Genomic DNA, 21194 nt, shown 5'->3' on the forward strand with positions numbered 1-21194 from the left:
AAAAGCGATGGATGAAGATGCGTTATTCCCCTGAATCACTGGAAGCCTTTGTGCAGACCGTCAGCAGCGGTTCTTTTTCTGCGGCGGCGCGCGCGCTGGGCAAAAGCCAGTCCACCATCAGCACGGCGGTCGCCGGGCTGGAAGACGATCTCGGCGTGACGCTGTTCGATCGCCGCGGACGTCAGCCGATCCTGACCGATCAGGGCAGAGGCGTGCTGGCGCAGGTGCAGCAGATTCTGGCCGCCAGCGAACGGCTCGACGCGCTGGCGATCAGGCTGGCGCAGGGCGTCGAGCCGCGCCTGAGTTTTGCCGTCTCGGACTTCTGGCAAACCCAGCATCATGAACAGCTGCTAAAGCAGTTTGACGCACAGTTTCCGGAAATCGAGCTGGAGTGCATGATCGCGGAGGATGCCGACGTGCTGGATCTGCTGCAGGCGGGACGGGTGCATCTCGGCGTGGTGCGCGCGCAGCCGGCGCTGCCGCCCGATATCGCCGTGGCGCGGCTGCAGGTCAATGCGGAGATGGCGATCTATATTCATCGAGACCATCCGCTGGCGCAGCAGCCAAGGCTAACAGAAAGCGCGCTGGAGCAGGTGCGTCAGCTGCGACTCAACACCTGGGTCGAGCCGAACGCGGTGGCGCCGCCGGGACGCGTCTGGTCAGCCCCGACCTATCTGCTGCTGCTGGAGATGGCGGAGCAGGGGTTTGGCTGGAGCGTGCTGCCGCGCTGGCTGGTCACGCAGTTTGGCCATGAGGTGCTGAAAGAGCTGGCGCTGCCGGGCTGGCCGCAGCATATTGCGGTAGAAGCGATATGGTCACGGCGTAATCCGCCCGGGCCGGCGGGGCGCTGGATGATCGATCAGCTCTGCGCCCAGCCGCGCGCTTAGTCGCGTCGGGCGATATCCGCCAGCGTGGCGTCGAGCAGGCGCGCCAGATCCTGCGCCGTCAGTTCCAGATCCAGACCGCGCTTGCCGCCGGAGACGAAAATAGTGGCGAAGTCGGCGGCGGAGCGATCGATCACCGTTGGCAGGCGCTTTTTTTGCCCCAGCGGGCTGATGCCGCCCACCAGATAGCCGGTCACGCGCTGCGCCAGCTGGGGATCTGCCATATCCGCCTTTTTCGCGCCCAGCGCTTTCGCCACCTTTTTCAGATCGAGCTGGCTGGAGACAGGGGTCACCGCCACCGCCAGCTGCTTCGGCTCGCCGTTCAGCGCCACCAGCAGCGTTTTATAGACCTGGCGCGCGTCAAGGTTGAGTTTTCTTACCGCTTCGTCGCCAAAATTTGTTTCGGCGCTATCATGTTCGTAAGGATGAAGCGTAAAGGTGACCTTTTGTTTTTCCAGCAGTTTTACAGCAGGCGTCATAAAAATCTCCTTATAAGAAAAATCTTATTCCTAAATTAAATAAATTAATGGTGGCGAAAGTTTGTGCTTTGCGCGAGAATTGGCTTCGCGCCAGCTGAAAGGCTGAGCGATAACCAAAATGATAAACAAATTCCTCTTTGAAGGGCCGATAGCAATACCGGCCTTCTTTTTTTATTGCTGTAGCAGCGTCGGCAAATTCTCTTCACCGTAAAGATGCAGCGCCCCCACCGCCACCACATAGCGTCCGGCCGGCAGGGCGCGCAGTCGATCGCGCCATTCCTTGTTGCGTCGGGCAATCAGCGTATCGTTTAGCGCCGAGCTAAAGGTTGAAGGCAGCGCGATGCGCGGCTGGCGCGGCGGCGCGTCAAGCCACCAGCTCACCATCATCTGCAGCAGCCGCGCGTTAGTATGCCAGTGCGTCAGCGTATCCTGCAGCAGCGCCATGCCGTCGTCCGGCAGGGATTTCAGCAGCGCGATTTGCACCTCCGCGGCCTCCAGCTCAATCACCGGTTTATTCAACTGCTTCGCCGCCTGCAGCAGCTGATAGTCGATGCCGTAGTCGGGGCGTAATCCCAGCCGCTGCGCCTGCTGCGCCTGCAGCATCAGCGCAATCTGCCAGGCGGGCAGGGTGTCGAGCATCGTCGGCGACAGATGAAGTTCGCCGCATAGCGCCTCAAAACGCGAGCGGTCGTCAGCCGTCAGCCGCCTCTCCAGCGGCTCGCGCGGATCGATGTCGTCAAACGGCGAGCCGCCCTGAGTAATATCCGCCTCGACAATCAGCGCATCCGCCTTTTGCAGCTGCCGCAGCAGCCGCGCGGGCAGCGGCTGCATATCACGCGTGCCCATATGAATGCTGCCGACCAGATGCAGCAGACGATGGTCCAGCCGGATATCCTGGGCGGGCCAGCGATAGCTGGCGGGAAAGAGCCGGCCGATCAGCCCCTGCACACTGCGCCACATGCTGCCTGTCATTCCCTGTCCTTACTCAGTCAAAACGCCATGCTAGCGATTCCCGCCGCTGAAAAACAGGGCAATAGCGGCTATTGTCGTGGCCGCGGGCAGAAGCGCAGCAGCCGGTTGGCGTTGCCGACCACGGTAATCGAGGAGAGCGCCATCGCCGCGCCCGCCACCACCGGGCTGAGCAGCGCGCCGGTCAGCGGATAGAGCGCGCCCGCCGCCAGCGGAATGCCCAGGCTGTTATAGATAAACGCCCCCAGCAGGTTCTGACGAATATTGCGCAGCGTGGCGCTGGCCAGCGCCAGCGCGTCGGCGACGCTGTTGAGATCGGCGCGCATCAGGGTGATGGGCGCGGTTTCCACCGCGACGTCGCTGCCGCCGCCCATGGCGATGCCGACATCCGCCTGCGCCAGCGCCGGGGCGTCGTTAATGCCGTCGCCCACCATAGCGACGCGACGTCCCTGCTGCTGCAGCGCGGCGATGGTCTGCGCTTTCGCTTCCGGCAGCACGCCGGCAATCACCTCGTCGATGCCCGCTTCCTGCGCAATGGCGCGCGCGGTCTCTTCCCGGTCGCCGGTCAGCATCATCAGGCGGTAGCCCGCCTGACGCAGCCGCGCCAGCGCCGCTTTGCTCTCTGGCCGCAGACGATCGCGCAGCGTAATCAGGCCAATGAGTTCGCCCGCTTGCGCCAGCAGCACCGGGGTGGCGCCCTGACGTGACAGCCGCTCGATATCCGGCTGCGCCTGCTGCAGATCGACAGCGTTATCCTGCATCAGCGCCGCGTTGCCCAGCAGCAGCGCCTTGCCGTCGAGTATGCCGCTGACGCCTTTGCCGCGTATTGTACGAAATTGCGCTATCTCGCCGCTGCTCGCCGCGCCTGCCGCCGCGACGATCGCCTGCGCCAGCGGATGACTGGCGTTTCGCTCCAGCGCGGCGGCGGCCTGCACCACCGCGTCGCGCGACCAGTCGCGCCACGTCAGCACCTCATCAAGCTGCGGCGCGCCGGCGGTGAGCGTGCCGGTTTTATCAAACACCAGCGTATCGATGCGGCTGGCGCGCTGCAGCGCGTCGGCGTCGCGCACCAGCACGCCTAATTCGGCGGCGCGCCCGACGCCCGCGATAATCGACATCGGCGTCGCCAGGCCCAGCGCGCAGGGGCAGGCGATAATCAGCACCGTGGTGGCGATCACCAGCGTGTAGGCGATCTGCGGCTGTGGGCCGAACAGATACCAGATCGCCGCGCTGATCAGCGCGATGGCGACCACCACCGGCACAAATACCGCCGAAATGCGGTCGGCAAGGCGACCGACGTCGGGCTTGCTGCTTTGCGCCTGACGCACCAGATGGATAATGCGCGACAGCGCGGTGTGCTGGCCCGTTGCGCGCGCCACAAAGCGCACCGCGCCGTCCTGCACCAGCGTGCCGGCATAGACCTTGTCGCCGACGCGCTTGCCCTGCGGCACCGCCTCGCCGGTCAGCATCGCCTCGTCGAGCCACGCCTCGCCCTCGCTGATTTCGCCGTCCACCGGCACGCGATCGCCCGTGGTGAGGCGCAGCGTCATGCCCGGCTGCACCGCGCTGAGCGGCACCTGCACTTCGCCCTGTTCGCTGACGAGGCGCGCCTGCGCGGGCGTCAAATCGAGCAGCCGCTCAAGCGCTTTAGAGGAGCGCTGGCGCGCGCGCTGCTCCAGCGCGTGGCCGAGGTTGATCAGGCCGATAATCATTACGCTGGCTTCAAAATAGAGATGCCGCGCCTGCATCGGGAAAAAAGCGGGCCAGAGGGCGACGCTAATGGAGTAGATCCAGGCGGCGGCGGTGCCGAGCGCCACCAGCGTATCCATGGTGGCGCTGCCGTTGCGCAGGCTGCGCCAGGCGCTGCGATAAAAATGGCCGCCAGCCACCACCATAATCAGCAGCGTCGCCGCGCCAATGGCGAGCCACAGGCTGCGGTTGGCGTCGCTGAGCATCATATTGTCGCCGAGCATGCCCCAGATCATCAGGGGCGCGCCGAACGCCAGCGCCAGCGCCGCCTGCCAGCTAAAGCGGCGCATCGCTTTGCGCGCGCTGCTCTGCTGTTTGTCGCGTCGCTCCTGTTCATCCTGCACCGGCTGAGCGTGGTAGCCGGCCGCGTCAACCGCCTCGACCAGCTGCTGCGCAGAGACGTCGCCCATTACCAGCGCGCTGCGTTCGCCGAGGTTGACGCGCGCCTGAGTCACGCCGGGCACCTTCTCCAGCGCTTTTTCCACCCGGCTGACGCAGCTGGCGCAGCTCATGCCGTCAATAAGCAGAAACTGCGCGTTTTCAGGCTGCTGTGCCGGTTGGGTTTCTGCCACCGTTGTCAGCGCCTCCGGCGGCGGCTCTGAAGCTGTCAACGGCTCAGGCTTTGGGTGGCTGTCGCCGTTCAGCGTGGCGTGATAGCCCGCCTCTTCCACGGTGGCAATCAGCGCGGCGGCATCGGCGCTGCCTGTGACCTGCGCCTCCTGCTGGGTGACGCTGGCCTGTTCGACATCATCGCGCTGTTCAAGCGCCTCTTTAACGCGTTTTACGCAGTGGCCGCAGGAGAGACCTTCCAGCGCCAGAGAAATGGTATGAGACATATCAGGCTCCTGTTGTGTTGCCGTTAACAATGCGAGCTTTTTATCACTCGTGTTACAGGCTAAACCTTCCATCAAGGGGAAGGTCAAACTATTTTTAAGAGCACGGGCCGCGATCGATTTTTTACCGGGAGAGCAGAGTGAACATCAGCGATGTGGCGAAAAAAACCGGGTTGACCAGCAAGGCGATCCGTTTCTATGAAGAGAAGGGCGTGGTGACGCCGCCACTGCGCAGCGACAACGGCTATCGCCGCTACAGCGCGCATCATCTTGATGAGCTAAATTTACTGCGCCAGGCGCGACAGGTGGGCTTTACCCTCGATGAGTGTCGCGAGCTGGTGACGCTGTTCAACGATCCGACGCGTCACAGCGCCGACGTCAAGGCGCGCACGCTGCAAAAAGCGGCAGAGATCGCCACTCATATCGACGAGCTGCAGGCGATGCGCATGCGGCTGCTGGCGCTGGCCGACGCCTGTCCCGGCGACGAGAACGCAGAGTGCCCGATCATCAATAACCTGGCAGGCTGCTGCGGTCGTAAAGAGGGAAGGGCGGACTAGCGCGGCCTGATATGCAGCGTAATGCCCTCAATGCCCGTAACGATAACCCTGGCGCCTGCGGGCAGATCCTGGTCAGCCTGCACGCGCCAGCTGCTGTCGCCCAGCTTCACATGGCCGATGCCGTTCACCAGCGGCGCATCCAGCGTCAGCAGCGAGCCGATCAGCTGCGCGCCGCGCTGGTTAAGCGAGTTGGGCTGCTGGCTGCGCTCGCGATGGCGCATCCAGCGATACCAGAGATAGACGCAGACCAGCGTCAACACGGCGAACAGCGAGCCCTGCGCCGTCCAGCTAAAGGGCGCCAGCCACTCCACCACGCCGACCAGCACCGCCGCGATGCCGCTCCACAGCAGGTAGCCGCTGGTGCCGAGCATCTCCGCCGCCAGCAGCAGGCCGCCCAGCGTCAGCCAGAACCAGTGCGGATGGGCGACGATCTCCATCAGCATCAGCGTGTCGACTCAGAGGAGGAGCCTTTCAGCAGTTCGCTGATGCCGGCAACCGATCCCAGCAGACTGCTGGCATCCAGCGGCATCATCACCACCTTGCTGTTGCTGGCTTCGCCGATTTTCTGCAGCGCGTCGGTGTATTTCTGCGCCACGAAGTAGTTCACCGCCTGGATATTGCCCGCGGCGATCGCTTCAGAGACCATTTTCGTCGCGGCGGCTTCTGCTTCTGCCTGGCGCTCGCGCGCCTCGGCCTGCAGAAACGCCGAGGTGCGTTCCCCTTCGGCTTTCAGGATGCGCGACTGCTTGTCGCCTTCGGCGCGCAGGATCGCCGCCTGGCGCACGCCTTCCGCCGCCAGAATATCGGCGCGCTTGGTGCGCTCCGCCTTCATCTGCGCGTTCATGGCGGCGATCAGCTCCTGCGGCGGCCGCACGTCGCGGATCTCAATGCGGGTGATCTTGACTCCCCAGGGATTGGTCGCCTCGTCGACGATATGCAGCAGCCGGGTGTTGATGTTATCGCGCTGCGACAGCATCTCATCCAGCTCCATGCCGCCGAGGACGGTGCGGATATTTGTCATGGTGAGATTGATGATCGCCAGCTCAAGGTTGCTGACCTCATAGGCGGCACGCGCCGGATCCACCGCCTGAATAAAGCAGACGGCGTCGATGGTGACGTTGGCGTTGTCTTTGGAGATCACTTCCTGCGAGGGGATGTCGAGCACCCGTTCCATCATATTGATCTTGCGACCGATACGATCCATAAAGGGCACCACCAGGCTCAGGCCCGGTTGCAGCGTGCGGGTGTAGCGCCCGAAGCGCTCCACGGTCCACTGATAGCCCTGCGGCACGATTTTAACGCCTGCCCATACCGTGACCAGCGCCAGCACGATCAGCGCGGGAATGACTGTCAACATATAACCTCCAGATTGTTAGATAACGGGCCGAGTCGCTTCGGCCCGATGCCGCGGGGGCGACTCAGTAAAGCAGCGAGTAGAGCTGACGGCGATAGCGAGCGGCGAGCGCGTCGCCGGTGCCGAGCGCCGCCAGAATCTCCTGCAGCATTTTACGAACCTGACCCTCACCCGAATTTAAATCACGCTTCAGAAAGCCGAGCAGCAGCTCCAGCGCCTCTTCGTTGCGTCCGACCTGATGCAGCTGTAATGAGAGCTTAGCCGCCAGTTCTGCGTTAGCCGGATCGCGCTCCAGCTGCGCCTGTAGCTGCTGAATTTCCGGCGTATCCGCCGCCTGCTTCAGCAGATCGATCTGCGCCATCAGGCTCTGATAGCGCGTATCCTGATCCTGCAGCGGCACCTTCGCCAGCACCTCTTCCGCTTCGTCGCTGCGGTTCAGGGTAATCAGCACCTCTGCCAGCAGGAAGCCGATTTCGCTCGCCTGGTGACTAAGCTGCCAGGCCTCTTTCAGCAGCGGCAGCGCCTCCAGCGGCTTGCCTTCGTCCATCAGCGCCAGCGCCTGCTGCGCTTTCAGCTCCTCTTCGCGCGGCAGCACTTTTTCCAGCAGCGCGCGGACCGCTTCTTCCGGCTGCGGCCCCTGGAAGCCGTCGACCGGCTGGCCGTTCTGGAACAGATAGACCGTGGGAATCGAACGCAGGCCAAACTGCGACGCCACCATCTGTTCTTTGTCGCAGTCGAGCTTCGCCAGAATAAACTGGCCGGCGTACTCCTGCGCCAGCCGCTCCAGCAGCGGCGTCAGCTGCTGGCAATGTTGGCTGCGATCCGACCAGAAATAGAACAGCACCGGGATCTGCATGGACTGTTCCAGCGTCTGATGCAGGTTGGATTCGTTGATGTCGATAATCGAAGCTTGTGGTGACATGACTAAGTCTCTTGGCAGAAAGTGTTTAAAGAATATGGGGCCAGACGGCCCCGCTTCAAGATGAATTCTCAGCGGCTGCTCAAAATGCGATCCAGCATCCAGCCCGGCAGCACTCTTTTCAGGATGCTCATCGCATGTGCGACCAGCGTCACCGGATAGCGCAGGCGCGGACGCGGGCTCTCCAGCGCGTGGTGCAGCTTGGGCAGGATCGCCTGCGGCGGCAGGGTGAAACGCGCGGCGATGCCGGGATTGCGTACCGGTTTGCCCGGCTCGCCCTGAGTGACGTTATCGGTAAAGCGGCTGTGGATCGGCCCGGGCTCGATCAGGCTGACGCGCACGCCGCTGCCGCGCAGTTCAAGGCGCAGCGCGTCGCTCCAGGCCTCCAGCGCATATTTGCTGGCGGCGTAGGCGCCGCGGCCGGGCGTGGAGATCAGCCCCATCACCGAGCTGGTGTTGACGATACGCGCGTCGCCGCTCGCCTCCAGCGCCGGCAGCAGCCGCATCGTCAGCTGATGGGTGCCGAAAAAGTTGGTGGAGAACTGCTTCTCCAGCTGCTGGCGCGACAGGGTGCGCAGCGGGCCGTAAAGGCCAAAGCCGCCGTTGTTGAACAGTGCGAACAGGCGATGATCCGTTAGCGCGAGGATCTCATCGGCCGCGCGGTCGATGCTTGCCGCGTCGTCGAGATCCAGCGCGACGCCGATAAAGCCCTGCGCGCGCATCTGCGTCACATCTTCTGCCTTGCGGCAGGCGGCGATCACCCGATAGCCGCGCGCCTGCAGATCCTGCGCCGCGACCAGCCCGATACCGCTGGAGCAGCCGGTGATGACAATGGTTTTTTGCATATCTTTACCCATAAAAAGCGCGCGCCCCGGTTACTCGTGCTTAACTAAGGGAGCCAGTTCTTTCGCCATCAGCTCGGCGATAAAGGGCTGCGCATCGGGGTTAGGATGAATGCCGTCCTGCTGCATCCATTCCGGTTTCAGATAGACCTGCTCCATAAAAAAGGGCACCAGAGGAATGTTGTACTGCTGTGCCAGTCTGGGATAGATCCCGCTGAACGCTTCCGTATAACGCCGCCCGTAATTGGCGGGCAGGCGAACCTGCATCAGCAGCGGTCTGGCGTTCGCCGCCTTCACGTCGTCGATGATCTTACGCAGATCCTGCTCGATTGCCTGCGGCGGAAAGCCGCGCAGTCCGTCGTTACCGCCCAGTTCGATTAACACCCACTGCGGCTGATGCTGTTTTAATAGCGCCGGTAAGCGCGCCAGCCCCTGCGCGGCGGTATCGCCGCTGATGCTGGCGTTTACTACTTCAGGCTGCTGCCAGCTGTTGTTCAGCAGGCTCGGCCAGGCCGCGCTGGCCGACATGCGATAGCCGGCGCTCAGGCTGTCGCCTAACACTAATAAGGTGCTCGCAGCGGAGACATGCGACACCAGCAGAAGAACGGAAAACAGGAAAGCGTAATGCCAGCGGAAAACATTCTTGAAGTTCATCATCTTACAAAGTCCGTCGGTCAGGGAGAGCATCAGTTGATCATCCTCACCGGAGTTGACTTCATTGTCAAACGGGCCGAGACCATTGCGCTGATCGGCGAGTCCGGCTCCGGCAAGTCGACGCTGCTGGGCATTCTGGCCGGGCTCGACGACGGCAGCAGCGGCGAGGTCAACCTGCTGGGGCAGCCGCTGCATCAGCTCGATGAAGAGCAGCGCGCCGCGCTGCGGGCGACGCAGGTCGGCTTCGTGTTTCAGTCCTTTATGCTGGTGCCGACGCTTAACGCGCTGGAGAACGTGCAGCTGCCTGCGCTGCTGCGCGGCGAGAGCGACCGCCAGAGCCGCGAGCAGGCGCGCGAGCTACTAACCCAGCTGGGGCTGGCCGAGCGTTTGTCCCATCTGCCCGCGCAGCTTTCCGGCGGCGAGCAGCAGCGCGTGGCGCTGGCGCGCGCCTTCAGCGGGCGTCCCGGCCTGCTGTTCGCCGACGAGCCGACCGGCAATCTGGACCGTAAAACCGGCGACCGCATCGCCGATCTGCTGTTTTCCCTCAACCGCGACTACGCCACCACGCTGATTCTGGTGACGCATGACGAGCAGCTGGCGGCGCGCTGCGACCGTCGCCTGCGGCTGCGCGACGGCAAAGTGTGGGAGGAGCAATGATCTGGCGCTGGTTCTGGCGCGAGTGGCGCTCGCCCTCGCTGTTGATCGTCTGGCTGGCGTTGACGCTGGCGGTGGCCTGCGTGCTGGCGCTCGGCGCCATCAGCGACCGCATGGAAAAAGGGCTGAGCCAGCAGAGTCGCGACTTTATGGCGGGCGACCGCACGCTGCGCAGCAGTTCGGCCGCGCCGGACGCCTGGCTGGCAAAGGCGCGCGAGGAGGGGCTGCGCGTTAGCGGTCAGCTCAGCTTTATGACCATGACCTTTGCCGGCGAGACGCCGCAGCTCGCGGCGGTCAAGGCGGTGGATAACCGCTACCCGATGTTCGGCGAGCTGCAGACCGAACCGGCGGGTCTGAAACCGGCACCCGGCACCGCGCTGGCTGCGCCGCGGCTGATGGCGCTGCTTAACCTCAAGGTGGGCGACCGGCTGGACGTCGGCGACGCCAGCTTGCGCATCGTTGGCGAAGTGATTCAGGAGCCGGACGGTGGCTTTAATCCGTTCCAGATGGCGCCGCGCCTGCTGATCAATCTTGAGGATGCGCCAAAGACCGGCGCGATCCAGCCCGGCAGCCGCCTGACCTGGCGCTATAAGTTCGCCGGCAATCCGCAGCAGCTGGCGCGCTATGACAGCTGGATCCAGCCGCAGCTAAAGGCGGATCAGCGCTGGATCAGCGTTGAGAATTCCGAAGACGCGCTGGGGCGCTCGATGCAGCGCGCCCAGCAGTTTCTGCTGCTCTCCGCCTTGCTGACGCTGCTGCTGGCGATCGCCGCCGTCGCGGTGGCGATGAGCCACTACTGCCGCAGCCGCTACGATCTGGTGGCGGTGCTGAAAACCCTGGGGGCGACCCGACATGCGCTGCGGCGGCTGATTATCGGCCAGTGGCTGGCGGTGCTGCTGCTGGCGGCGCTGTGCGGCGGGGCGCTGGGGCTGGGCGTCGAGGCGCTGCTGATGCAGATGCTGAAGCCGGTGCTGCCGGCGACGCTGCCGCCCGCCAGCGGCTGGCCGTGGCTCTGGGCGATCGGCTCGCTGTTTGTGATTTCGCTGCTGGTGGGGCTGCGTCCCTATCGGCTGCTGCTGGCGACCCAGCCGCTGCGCGTGCTGCGCCGCGACGCGGTGGCCGATATCTGGCCGCTGAAGCGCTATCTTCCGGCGATGGGCGCGGTGGTGGTGGCGCTGCTGGCGCTGCTGGTGGGCGGCAGTAAAATGCTCTGGGCGCTGCTGGCGGGCGTGGCGGCGCTGGCGGGCGTGCTGGCGCTGCTGGGCTGGGGCGCGCTGTTGCTGCTGCGGCGGCTGACGGTGCGCAGCCTGGCGATGCGGCTGGCGATCAACCGGCTGCTGCGTCAGCCGGGCATGACGCTAAGCCAGCTGGCGGCGTTTTCGCTCTCCTTTATGCTGCTGGCGCTGCTGCTGGTGATGCGCGGCGATCTGCTGGATCGCTGGCAGCAGCAGCTGCCGCCGGACAGCCCTAACTATTTCCTGCTCAATATGACGCAGGAGCAGGTGCCGCAGGTGCGCGCTTTCCTCGCCGCGCATCAGGTAAAGCCGGAGACCTTCTATCCCGTGGCGCGCGTGCGTCTGACCTCTCTGAACGGCAAAGAGGCCGATCCAAAGCTGGATAACGCCCTGAACCGCGAGCTGAATCTGACGTGGATGCGCGAGCGGCCCGATCACAATCCGCTGGTGGCGGGCAGCTGGCCGCCGAAGGCCGGCGAGGTGTCGATGGAGGCGGAGCTGGCCGGTCGGCTGGGCGTGAAGCTGGGGGATACGCTGACCTTTACCGGCGACACCCAGGCGTTTAGCGCGACCATCAGCAGCCTGCGCAAGGTGGACTGGGAGAGTTTGCGGCCAAACTTCTTCTTTATTTTCCCGCCCGGCGCGCTGGATGCGCAGCCGCAAACCTGGCTGACCAGCTTCCGGCTGGAGAACGATACGGCGCTGCTGGCGCAGCTTAATCGCGCCTTTCCCACGCTGAGCCTGCTGGATATTGGCAGCATTATGCGGCAGATCGGTCAGGTGCTGACGCAGGTGAGCCAGGCGCTGGAAATTATGGTGGTGCTGGTGACCTTCTGCGGCGTGCTGCTGCTGCTGGCGCAGATTCAGGTGGGGATGCGTCAGCGGCGTCAGGAGCTGGTGGTCTGCCGCACGCTGGGCGCCAGCAAAAAGCTGCTGCGCGCGACGCTGTGGTGCGAGTTCGCGCTGCTTGGCGTGGTCTCCGGCGTGGCGGCGGCGCTGGGCGCGGAAGCGGCGCTCTGGGCGCTGCAGCGCAAGATTTTCGATTTCCCGTGGCAGCCTGACTGGACGCTGTGGCTGGCGCTGCCGCTGAGCGGCGCGCTGCTGCTCTCGCTGTGCGGCGGCTGGCTGGGTGTGCGGCTACTGCGCGGCAAGGCGCTGTTCCGGCGCGCGGAGTCAGCATAAAAAAAGCGGGCCAGGCCCGCTTGTTGGCTGTTACGCTGGCTAATCAGAACTTCTCTACGGCCCAGGCGATGCCGCTGGCGTACTCCGGCGGCAGCATCGGCACCAGCGCCTCTAGCGCCGCCGTCAGCCGCGCGCTGTCGCTGTCGGTCAGGTTCAGATGGCCGACCTTGCGGCCAGGCCGCACCTCTTTATCGTACCAGTGCAGATGCACCAGCGGCTGCTGCAGCCAGTCGCTGTTCAGCGCGGTGCCGATCAGGTTCACCATCACCGACGGCGCGAACACCACCGGCTGCGGCAGCGGCAGACCCAGCACGGCGCGCAGGTGCAGTTCGAACTGGCTGATCGAGGCGCCGTTTTGCGTCCAGTGCCCGCTGTTGTGCACGCGCGGCGCCAGCTCATTGATCAGCAGGCCCTGCGGCGTCACGAAGCACTCCATCGCCATCACGCCGACATAGTTCAGCTCTTGCATAATGGCGCTGAGCATCGCTTCGGCCTGCGCCTGCTGCGCGGCATCCGCCTGCGGGAAGGCGACGCTGGTACGGAGGATCCCCTCCTGATGCAGGTTGTGGGTCAGCGGGTAAAACACCGTGCGGCCATCCTGACCGCGCGCGCCCACCAGCGACACCTCGCCGAGAAAATTGATGCCCTGCTCGACGATGCACTCGCCGTAGCAGTCGTCCGGCAGCGTGTCGGTCTCATCCGCGCGCAGTCGCCACTGACCGCGGCCGTCATAGCCGCCGGTGCGGCGCTTAACGATCGCCAGCTCGCCCAGCGAGGCGAACACCTGCGGCCACTCGCTTTTCGCCGCCAGCAGCTGCCAGGGCGCGGTGGCGAGATGCAGCCGATCGAGCAGCTGTTTCTGCGTCAGGCGATCCGCCAGACGCGGGAAAATATCGCGGTTAACAAAGGCGGGATGCACCGCCAGCTCGCGCGTCAGCGCGGTCTCCGGCCAGCGCTCGATCTCGGCGGTGATCACGCTCTGCGCAATCGGCAGCGCCTCCGGCTCGGCGTCAAGGCCGACCGGGTAAACGGCAATGCCCAGCGGCTCGCCCGCCTGACGCAGCATGCGGCCCAGCTGGCCGTTGCCCAGTACGCAAACCGGCTTCATGCATCCTCCCGCGGGTCCGGGTTATTCAGCACCTCGTCGGTCTGCGCCTGACGCCAGGCGCCGAGGCGCGTCGCCAGCGCCGCGTCGTGGATCGCCAGAATCTGCGCCGCCAGCAGGCCGGCGTTGGCCGCGCCCGCTTTGCCGATCGCCAGGGTGCCGACCGGAATGCCGCGCGGCATCTGCACGATAGAGTAGAGGCTGTCGACGCCGCTCAGCGCCGCGCTCTGCACCGGCACGCCCAGCACCGGCACCAGCGTTTTCGCCGCCAGCATGCCCGGCAGATGCGCCGCGCCGCCCGCGCCCGCGATAATCACCTGATAGCCGTTATCTGCGGCCGTTTCGGCAAAGCTGAACAGTTTGTCCGGCGTGCGGTGCGCAGAGACCACTTCGACATGGAAGGGCACGTCCAGGCTGGTAAGGATCTCCGCAGCGAACTGCATGGTGGACCAGTCACTTCTGGAGCCCATTACAATAGCAATGCGGGCCGGGGCGGCGTTGGATGACATGCGGTCAACTCCTGTGAATAAACAAACGAACCTGGCCGGTCGGTCAGGTAAAGAAGGGCACAGAGAATAGCATGAGAAAGAGAGAAGGAAAACGGTTGCGTCGCCGCGATTCCGGCGCGTTCAGCGAGAATTTAAAAGTCGAATTCAATCAGGCTGACGCCGCTGGCGTCGAGCTGGATCATCGAGCCGCGCTGGTGCCACGCGCCCAGAACCGCGCGCTCGGCGGGCTGGCCCTGTAAGGCAAAACGGTGGATCGCCGGACGATGGGTGTGGCCGTGGATCATCAGGCTGACCTGGTGGCGCAGCATCGTTGCCTCAACCGCCTCGGCGTTAACGTCCATAATGGTCTGCGACTTGTGCTGATTTGCCTGTTTGCTGCCGTCGCGCATGCGCGCGGCGATGCGCTGGCGCAAAGCGAGCGGCAGGGCGAGAAACAGGCGCTGCAGCCAGCGCTGATGCACTTTGGCGCGAAAACGCTGATAGCCGACGTCGTCGGTGCAGAGCGTATCGCCATGCAGGATCAGCACGCGATGACCGTAGCACGCCAGCACCTGCTCTTCCGGCAGCAGCGTCATGTTGCTGGCGCGGCCGTAAGCTTTGCCAAGCAGAAAGTCGCGGTTGCCATGGATAAAGAAGACCGGCACCGGCAGCGCACGCAGCGCGTCGGCGACCTGCTGATGCAGCGGATTGGGATCGTCGTCGCCGATCCAGGCTTCAAACAGATCGCCCAGGATATAGAGTGCGTCGCAGTGCACCGCTTCGCGCGCCAGAAAATGCAGAAAACCGGCGGTGATCGCCGGTTCTTCCTGGCACAGATGCAGATCTGCGATAAACAGGGTGCGCGACATTACTCGCTGACGGTGACTTTCTGGATGACGACGTCATCTTTCGGTACGTCCTGGTGCATGCCGCTGCGGCCGGTAGAGACCGCTTTGATTTTCTCAACCACGTCCATGCCTTCAACCACTTCAGCAAACACGCAGTAGCCCCAGCCCTGCAGGCTTTCGTCGCGGAAGTTCAGGAAGTCGTTGTCAGCAACGTTGATAAAGAACTGCGCGGTCGCAGAATGGGGGGCAGAGGTGCGCGCCATCGCCAGGGTGCCGCGGGTGTTTTTCAGGCCGTTGTTCGCTTCGTTGCGAATTTCCGCTTTGGTGGCTTTCTGCTTCATGCCCGGCTCAAAACCGCCGCCCTGGATCATAAAGCCGTTGATAACACGGTGGAAAATGGTGTTGTCGTAAAAACCTTCACGGCAGTATTCGAGGAAGTTTTGCACGGTAGCAGGCGCTTTATCGTCGAAGGTTTTAATTACGATGTCGCCGTGGTTGGTCTGGAAGGTAACCATCATTCTCGTCCTGTAAAGGTTGTCGTCAGTCGTCTGGTCGTCGCAAAGCGCGCTGACCATTTTAGTCGACGCCTCTTATATCATAAATTCCAATGACGCGTCAGCACGCCCGCGGCGCTGTCGGCACGCTGCCGTCGCGCAAGCGCGAAAAATACGGCACAATAACTGAATAACCTGATAAAAGTGTTTACCGCACACGTCTAAACGGAACTGTTCAATGCTAAAGATTTATAACACCCTGAGTCGACAGAAAGAGGAATTTAAACCTATCCATGCTGGCGAAATCGGCATGTACGTGTGCGGTATCACGGTGTACGACCTCTGTCATATTGGCCACGGACGCACCTTCGTGGCGTTCGACGTGGTATCTCGCTACCTGCGCTACAGCGGCTATCGCCTGAACTACGTGCGCAACATCACCGATATTGACGACAAAATCATTAAACGCGCCAATGAGAACGGCGAGAGCATCGAAACCCTGACCAACCGTATGATCGGCGAAATGCATAAAGATTTCGCCGCGCTGGGTATTCTGCCGCCGGATCAGGAGCCGCGCGCCACGCGTCATATCGCGGAGATTATCGAGCTGGTGGAGCGTCTGATCGCACGTGGTCACGCCTATGTCGCCGACAACGGCGACGTGATGTTCGACGTGCCGAGCGACGCCGATTACGGCGCGCTGTCGCGTCAGGATCTGGAGCAGCTGCAGGCCGGCGCGCGCGTGGAAGTGGCCGAAGTGAAGCGCAACCCGATGGATTTCGTGCTGTGGAAAATGTCGAAAGCGGATGAGCCGGCGTGGCCGTCGCCGTGGGGCAATGGGCGTCCGGGCTGGCATATCGAGTGCTCGGCGATGAACTGCAAACAGCTCGGCGCGCATTTCGATATTCACGGCGGCGGCTCGGATCTGATGTTCCCGCACCATGAGAATGAGATTGCTCAGTCGACCTGCGCCCACGACGGCCCGTACGTCAACTACTGGATGCACTCCGGCATGGTGATGGTGGATCGCGAGAAGATGTCGAAATCTCTCGGCAACTTCTTCACCGTGCGCGACGTGCTGCAGCACTACGACGCCGAAACGGTGCGCTACTTCCTGATGTCCGGCCACTACCGCAGCCAGCTTAACTACGGCGAAGAGAACCTGAACCAGGCGCGCGCGGCGCTGGAGCGTCTCTACACCGCCCTGCGTCACACCGACCCGAACGTCGCGGCGGCGGGCGGCGAAGCCTTTGACGCGCGCTTCCGCGCGGCGATGGACGACGACTTCAACACGCCGGAAGCCTACTCGGTGCTGTTCGACATGGCGCGCGAGGTTAATCGCCTGAAAGGCGAGAACAGCGATGCGGCCAACGCGCTGGCGGCAAAGCTGCGCGAAATTGCCAACGTGCTGGGCATTCTGCAGCAGGATCCCGAGCAGTTCCTGCAGAGCGGCGCGCAGAGCAACGCCGACGAAGTGGCTGAGATCGAGCACTGGGTGCAGGCACGCGCCGACGCGCGTAAAGAGAAAAACTGGGCGCAGGCTGATATCGCGCGCGACAAGCTCAACGAGCTGGGCGTGATTGTGGAGGATGGGCCGCAGGGCTCCACCTGGCGTCGTAAGTAACCTCAACGGAGAGGGCGCGCTGGCGCCCTTTTTTTATGCCGGTTGAAAAGATTGAGATCCACGGCTTTCGTTCGGTGCGCCAGCTGTCGCTGACCCTGGGGCAGTTGAACGTGATCAGCGGCCCCAACGGCTGCGGCAAATCGAACCTCTATAAAGCGGTCAGGCTGCTGCACGACGCCGCCAGCGGACGGCTTGCGGCGGCGCTGGCGGAAGAGGGCGGCATTCAGAAGGTCATGTGGGCGGGCGGCCTGCGGCGCGGCGATCGGCGCCACGATGCCAGACGCCTGACGCTGGCGGCGCAGATGGACGATCTCGACTATCAGCTCGACATCGGCTTTCCGGAACCGCTGGCTACCTCGCTGTTTAACCTCGACCCGCTGGTAAAAGAGGAGCGCATCTGGCTGAGCGGCCAGCGGCGACGGCCCGCCTCCTGCATTATGCAGCGGCAAAATCAGACGGCGTTTCTGCATAACGTCGACGGCGAGCGCGTGGCCTATCCGGCAACGCTGCATCCCGAAGAGTCGCTGTTCGGCCAGCTGGGCGAGCCGCATCGCTATCCCGAGCTGTCGCAGCTGCGCGAACGGCTGCGCCAGTGGCGCTTCTATCATGAATTCGCCGTCTGGCCCGGCTCGCCGATCCGCGCGCCGCAGACGGGTGTGCGATCCCCGGTGCTGGCGCATGACGGCAGCAACCTCGCCGCCGCCTGGGCGACTATCGTCGAGCGCGGCCATCATGAGCTGCTCTATGCGGTGACCGCGCAGGCGTTTCCCGACAGCGAGTTTCACGTTGAGGTGCAGAACGGCCGCTTTCAGATGCAGATGTCGCGGCGCGGGGTGCTGCGCCCGCTCGACAGCGTCGAGTTCTCGGACGGCACGCTGCGCTTTCTTTGCCTGGTGGTGGCGCTGCTCAGCCCAAGGCCGCCGCAGTTTATGGCGCTCAACGAGCCGGAGAACAGTCTGCATGAGGATTTATTGCCGGCGCTGGCGCACCTGATTGCCGAAGCGAGCCAGTTCTGTCAGCTCTGGATCACCAGCCATTCGCCGCGCCTCGCGCATCTGATTGCGCAGCATGCGCCGGTGAATCATATTCGGCTGGAGCAGTGTGAGGGCGAAACGCGTATCGCGGAGGAGTAGAAGGGCGTCCCGCAGGACGCCTCTTTTCAGGCGGTAACGGTGATGCGCTGTCCGGCAAATTCGACGGTCTGGCCGGCCAGGATTTTGCAGCGCTTGCGCGTTTCTACCGCGCCGTCGACGGTGACTTCGCCGTCGGCGATAACGATCTTCGCCTGCGCGCCGCTCTCTACCCAGCCTTCCAGCTTCAGCAGATCGCACAGGTCGACATGCGGGTGTTTACCCAGGGCAAAAGTCGCCATTATGCTTCCTCTTTATCATGGTAAGTTTCGCACGCGTGCAGCGTGTTTTCGATCAGCGTCGCGACGGTCATCGGCCCCACGCCGCCCGGCACCGGGGTGATGTAGGAGGCGCGCTCGGCAGCCGCGTCGAAGTCAACGTCGCCCACCACTTTGCCGCTCTCCAGTCGGTTGATGCCGACGTCGATTACCACCGCGCCCGGCTTAATCCAGTCGCCCGGGATAAAACCGGGTTTGCCGACTGCCACCACCAGCAGATCCGCGTGCTCGACGTGGTGACGCAGATCTTTGGTGAAGCGATGCGTTACGGTGGTGGTGCAGCCCGCCAGCAGCAGCTCCATGCTCATCGGGCGGCCTACGATGTTGGACGCGCCAACCACCACGGCGTTCAGGCCGTAGGTATCGATATTGTAGCGCTCCAGCAGCGTGACGATGCCGCGCGGCGTACAGGGACGCAGCGTCGGCGCGCGCTGGCAGAGACGGCCAACGTTGTAGGGATGGAAGCCATCGACATCTTTATCGGGCGTGATGCGCTCCAGCACTTTGACGTTGTCGATGCCGGCCGGCAGCGGCAGCTGTACCAGAATGCCGTCGATCTCATGGTCGTTATTGAGATCGTCAATCAGCTGCAGCAGCTCGGCTTCGCTGGTGGTGGCAGGCAGATCGTATGAGCGCGACACAAAGCCGACCTCATCGCAGGCGCGACGTTTGCTGCCGACGTAGATTTGCGAAGCGGGGTTTTCACCTACCAGAACGACCGCCAGTCCCGGCGCGCGTTTACCGGCTGCCAGACGCTGCTTTACTTTTTCCGCAACCTCAAGGCGCACCTGCTGCGCAATCGTTTTACCGTCAATAATTTTTGCTGCCATCAGAGAGGAAATCCACTGTGTTGTGTTGAATCGGGGAAAGGCGCCTATTCTGTCAGAAGCGTGAGGCGCTGTCAGGTTCTGAATTATCGCGGGTTGTCTGATTCTTCGGCATACGCGTCGCAGGGTCGGCCAAAAGCGTTGACTCGTTGAGGTCTCGCCGTATAATCCTCGCCATCCCCGTGCGCCCTTAGCTCAGCTGGATAGAGCACCGGCCTTCTAAGCCGTAGGTCACAGGTTCGAATCCTGTAGGGCGTGCCATTTTCTCTTCTGCTGCAGCCTGCTTCACGTTGCGAAATCGCCATTCCCTCGCGTCGTTCTGACGTCCTCATGTTCTTTAGCGCATGCTTTTTTAGAAAGACGGCGTAAAGCCTGTAAAAGCGGTTTGCTGCCCGTTTATAACACTCACTGTTTCCCCCTTTTTCCCGCATAAAAAAACCGCCTTTCAGCGGTTTGCTTTTACGCCAGCCCTTAAACGGGATTGCGATACTCCTCAAAAGAGCGCGGTTTGGGATCGCCCGCTTTACGGTAGTCATCGTCATTTTTCTGACGTTCCGTAATATACATCAGCGTTTCCTGCAGTTGTCGCTGTTCTTCTACCGGCATGGTATTAATCACGCCGCTATCCAGCAGCGCCTGAATTTTATTGATAATTTCCACGGCAAAGCCGAGGAACTCGCTGTTGCTAAGAATTTCATTGCGATACACCTCGCTTACATCCTGCTGCGTTTCCAGGCGCGCTTCCAGATCCTTTACCTGCACGGCGTAGCTGTCGAGCTGGGCCTGAATATCATCCGGTACGCTGGCGCCATTTTCAGCCAGCGTCTTCAGCGCGTTAATCGTATCAATTGCCTGTTGAGCTAAATCTGAAGCAGTGGTCATATCGTCTTTCCTTTCAGGAATATGAAATAAGGAGTGGAACAGGGCGTGTATAGCGAAATCGCGACGACGATAATCAATATTTAAAGGCTCATCGGCTTCGCCTGATTCACTATGAGGGGAGTGTGGCATAGCGATTTTTTGCCGTCTTTGCCGGGCTGTTGTGCTGGCCGGTAACAAGATTTCAGGCATCCTGCCCGAAAAGTAAGGCAGCGGAAGAGCGAGGCAGGCTCTGCGCAGGATGACCGGCGCAGGGCCTGAAACAAAAGGGAAGCGCTACAGGCTCTCTGTTAAGCGCTGCGCCGCCAGAAAAGCGCTTAGCCGGTCGAGGAACATCTCCGGCAGCTCTTCCTGCGGCGAATGTCCGCAGGGCAGCGCCTCGCCGCTCACCTGCTGCGCCCGATCGCGCCAGGTGTCCACCACGTCGTAGAGTTCTCCGACCGTTCCTTTCGCCCCCCACAGCAGCAGCAGCGGACAGGCGATGCGACGGCTGTCCGCTGCGTCATCTTCCAGATCGATGGTCGCGGCGGCGCGATAATCTTCGCAAACCGCATGGATCATCTCGGGCTGCTGATAACAGCGCAGATAGTCGTTGAAAATCGCCTCCGGGGTGGCGCCAGGGGTTTTTAGCTGGCCGTCGAGATGCTTACGCAGAAAAAAGGCGGTGTTGTTGGCGATCAGGGTTTCAGGCAGCGGCGCGGGCTGGATCAGGAAAAACCACCAGAAATAGCGGGTGGCGAACGCTTTATCGGTCAGCGCATACATGGTGGCGGTGGGCGCGATATCGATAAACACGCAGCAGTTCAGCTGGTCGGCATGATCGCGCGCCAGGCGGTGGCCCACGCGACCGCCGCGATCGTGGCCGACAAACGCTACCTTGTCATAGCCCAGCGCGGATATGAGCAGGCTGATATCGTCCGCCATAACGCGCTTCGAATAGGGGCGATGACGCTCATCGCTGGCGGGTTTGTCGCTGTCGCCGTAGCCTCGCAGATCGGGCAGTATCACGCGATATTTTTCTGCCAGGCGCGGCGCGACCTTGCGCCAGGTAAGGTGGTTCTGAGGATGGCCATGAAGCAGTAGCAGCGGCGCGCCCTGGCCACCCGTGGCTACGCGCAGCGTAACGCCGTTGGGCAGCGTGACATCCTGCAGCTGGAATCCTGCAATAAAAGGCGATTCGCCACGTTCCACTATCGGATGCATTATTTTC

The 21194-nt window shown here is 62.8% G+C and carries 22 protein-coding genes and 1 tRNA gene; 7 read left to right on the plus strand and 16 right to left on the minus strand.

The window, feature by feature from the left end:
- The first annotated feature begins 17 nt into the window (after positions 1-17).
- Positions 18-887, plus strand: coding sequence for a LysR family transcriptional regulator (locus B2J69_RS11120; protein WP_081139353.1), 870 nt, complete (start codon positions 18-20; stop codon positions 885-887).
- Here B2J69_RS11120 and ybaK read toward each other — a convergent pair.
- The 3 genes from ybaK to copA form a co-directional block, all read right to left on the minus strand.
- Complete coding sequence (ybaK, locus tag B2J69_RS11125) at positions 884-1363, minus strand: Cys-tRNA(Pro)/Cys-tRNA(Cys) deacylase YbaK (protein WP_081139354.1); 480 nt, start codon at positions 1361-1363, stop codon at positions 884-886. The genes B2J69_RS11120 and ybaK overlap by 4 nt on opposite strands.
- 171 nt (positions 1364-1534) lie before the next feature.
- Entirely contained in the window at positions 1535-2335 is an 801-nt protein-coding gene (locus tag B2J69_RS11130) for a TraB/GumN family protein (RefSeq protein ID WP_081139355.1), read from the minus strand.
- Between the two features lie 68 nt (positions 2336-2403).
- The gene (copA, locus tag B2J69_RS11135) at positions 2404-4917 is read right to left on the minus strand and encodes a copper-exporting P-type ATPase CopA (protein WP_081139356.1); all 2514 of its coding nucleotides are present in this window, start codon (positions 4915-4917) and stop codon (positions 2404-2406) included.
- Between the two features lie 137 nt (positions 4918-5054).
- Here copA and cueR point away from each other — a divergent pair, with 137 nt between their 5' ends.
- Positions 5055-5471 carry a Cu(I)-responsive transcriptional regulator gene (gene cueR, locus B2J69_RS11140; protein WP_081139357.1) on the plus strand — a complete coding sequence of 139 codons (417 nt, stop codon included), beginning with the start codon at positions 5055-5057 and terminating at the stop codon, positions 5469-5471.
- Here the strand turns inward: cueR and B2J69_RS11145 are convergent.
- From B2J69_RS11145 to tesA, 5 genes are all read right to left on the minus strand, one after another.
- The gene (locus B2J69_RS11145; protein WP_081139358.1) at positions 5468-5914 is read right to left on the minus strand and encodes an NfeD family protein; all 447 of its coding nucleotides are present in this window, start codon (positions 5912-5914) and stop codon (positions 5468-5470) included. The two genes, cueR and B2J69_RS11145, sit on opposite strands and share 4 nt — an antisense overlap.
- Entirely contained in the window at positions 5914-6828 is a 915-nt protein-coding gene (locus B2J69_RS11150) for an SPFH domain-containing protein (protein WP_081139359.1), read from the minus strand. The genes B2J69_RS11145 and B2J69_RS11150 overlap by 1 nt, the downstream gene beginning before the upstream one ends.
- 61 nt (positions 6829-6889) lie before the next feature.
- Positions 6890-7747, minus strand: coding sequence for a co-chaperone YbbN (locus tag B2J69_RS11155; protein ID WP_081139360.1), 858 nt, complete (start codon positions 7745-7747; stop codon positions 6890-6892).
- Positions 7748-7815: 68 nt separating this feature from the next.
- On the minus strand, positions 7816-8589 hold the full coding sequence (locus B2J69_RS11160) for an SDR family oxidoreductase (RefSeq protein ID WP_081139423.1): 774 nt from the start codon (positions 8587-8589) through the stop codon (positions 7816-7818).
- Between the two features lie 30 nt (positions 8590-8619).
- Positions 8620-9243: a multifunctional acyl-CoA thioesterase I/protease I/lysophospholipase L1 gene (gene tesA / locus B2J69_RS11165; protein ID WP_174580897.1), complete on the minus strand. Its 624-nt coding sequence runs from the start codon at positions 9241-9243 to the stop codon at positions 8620-8622.
- Between tesA and ybbA the strand changes: the two genes are divergently transcribed.
- Both ybbA and ybbP read left to right on the plus strand, forming a co-directional pair.
- Positions 9211-9897: a putative ABC transporter ATP-binding protein YbbA gene (gene ybbA, locus B2J69_RS11170; RefSeq protein WP_081139361.1), complete on the plus strand. Its 687-nt coding sequence runs from the start codon at positions 9211-9213 to the stop codon at positions 9895-9897. The two genes, tesA and ybbA, sit on opposite strands and share 33 nt — an antisense overlap.
- On the plus strand, positions 9894-12311 hold the full coding sequence (ybbP, locus tag B2J69_RS11175; protein WP_081139362.1) for a putative ABC transporter permease subunit YbbP: 2418 nt from the start codon (positions 9894-9896) through the stop codon (positions 12309-12311). The genes ybbA and ybbP overlap by 4 nt, the downstream gene beginning before the upstream one ends.
- Before the next feature lie 43 nt (positions 12312-12354).
- Here ybbP and purK read toward each other — a convergent pair whose 3' ends face one another.
- From purK to ppiB, 4 genes are all read right to left on the minus strand, one after another.
- Positions 12355-13419 carry a 5-(carboxyamino)imidazole ribonucleotide synthase gene (gene purK / locus B2J69_RS11180; protein WP_081139363.1) on the minus strand — a complete coding sequence of 355 codons (1065 nt, stop codon included), beginning with the start codon at positions 13417-13419 and terminating at the stop codon, positions 12355-12357.
- Positions 13416-13925 (minus strand): 5-(carboxyamino)imidazole ribonucleotide mutase, encoded by a 510-nt coding sequence (purE, locus tag B2J69_RS11185; protein WP_081139364.1) that lies wholly within the window; start codon positions 13923-13925, stop codon positions 13416-13418. The genes purK and purE overlap by 4 nt, the downstream gene beginning before the upstream one ends.
- Positions 13926-14056: 131 nt before the next feature.
- A complete protein-coding gene (gene lpxH, locus B2J69_RS11190) occupies positions 14057-14773 on the minus strand; it encodes a UDP-2,3-diacylglucosamine diphosphatase (protein WP_081139365.1) in 717 nt (238 codons plus the stop codon).
- Positions 14773-15267 (minus strand): peptidylprolyl isomerase B, encoded by a 495-nt coding sequence (gene ppiB, locus B2J69_RS11195; protein WP_081139425.1) that lies wholly within the window; start codon positions 15265-15267, stop codon positions 14773-14775. The genes lpxH and ppiB overlap by 1 nt, the downstream gene beginning before the upstream one ends.
- Positions 15268-15484: 217 nt before the next feature.
- Between ppiB and cysS the strand changes: the two genes are divergently transcribed.
- Both cysS and B2J69_RS11205 read left to right on the plus strand, forming a co-directional pair.
- Positions 15485-16870, plus strand: coding sequence for a cysteine--tRNA ligase (gene cysS, locus B2J69_RS11200; RefSeq protein ID WP_081139366.1), 1386 nt, complete (start codon positions 15485-15487; stop codon positions 16868-16870).
- Positions 16871-16905: 35 nt separating this feature from the next.
- Complete coding sequence (locus tag B2J69_RS11205; RefSeq protein ID WP_081139367.1) at positions 16906-18003, plus strand: AAA family ATPase; 1098 nt, start codon at positions 16906-16908, stop codon at positions 18001-18003.
- Positions 18004-18029: 26 nt separating this feature from the next.
- Here B2J69_RS11205 and ybcJ read toward each other — a convergent pair whose 3' ends face one another.
- The gene (gene ybcJ, locus B2J69_RS11210; protein WP_081139368.1) at positions 18030-18242 is read right to left on the minus strand and encodes a ribosome-associated protein YbcJ; all 213 of its coding nucleotides are present in this window, start codon (positions 18240-18242) and stop codon (positions 18030-18032) included.
- Positions 18242-19108, minus strand: a complete 867-nt coding sequence (folD, locus tag B2J69_RS11215) for a bifunctional methylenetetrahydrofolate dehydrogenase/methenyltetrahydrofolate cyclohydrolase FolD (RefSeq protein WP_081139369.1) — start codon at positions 19106-19108, stop codon at positions 18242-18244. The genes ybcJ and folD overlap by 1 nt, the downstream gene beginning before the upstream one ends.
- A 181-nt stretch (positions 19109-19289) precedes the next feature.
- On the opposite strand from folD, the gene B2J69_RS11220 reads away from it, so the two are divergent.
- A tRNA-Arg gene (locus B2J69_RS11220) sits at positions 19290-19366 on the plus strand.
- A gap of 210 nt (positions 19367-19576) precedes the next feature.
- Here B2J69_RS11220 and B2J69_RS11225 read toward each other — a convergent pair.
- Complete coding sequence (locus B2J69_RS11225; protein ID WP_143806275.1) at positions 19577-20176, minus strand: hypothetical protein; 600 nt, start codon at positions 20174-20176, stop codon at positions 19577-19579.
- Between the two features lie 84 nt (positions 20177-20260).
- A complete protein-coding gene (locus tag B2J69_RS11230) occupies positions 20261-21187 on the minus strand; it encodes an alpha/beta fold hydrolase (protein WP_081139371.1) in 927 nt (308 codons plus the stop codon).
- Positions 21188-21194 lie beyond the last annotated feature (7 nt).

The organism is Pantoea latae (genome assembly GCF_002077695.1).
Lineage (GTDB): Bacteria > Pseudomonadota > Gammaproteobacteria > Enterobacterales > Enterobacteriaceae > Pantoea > Pantoea latae.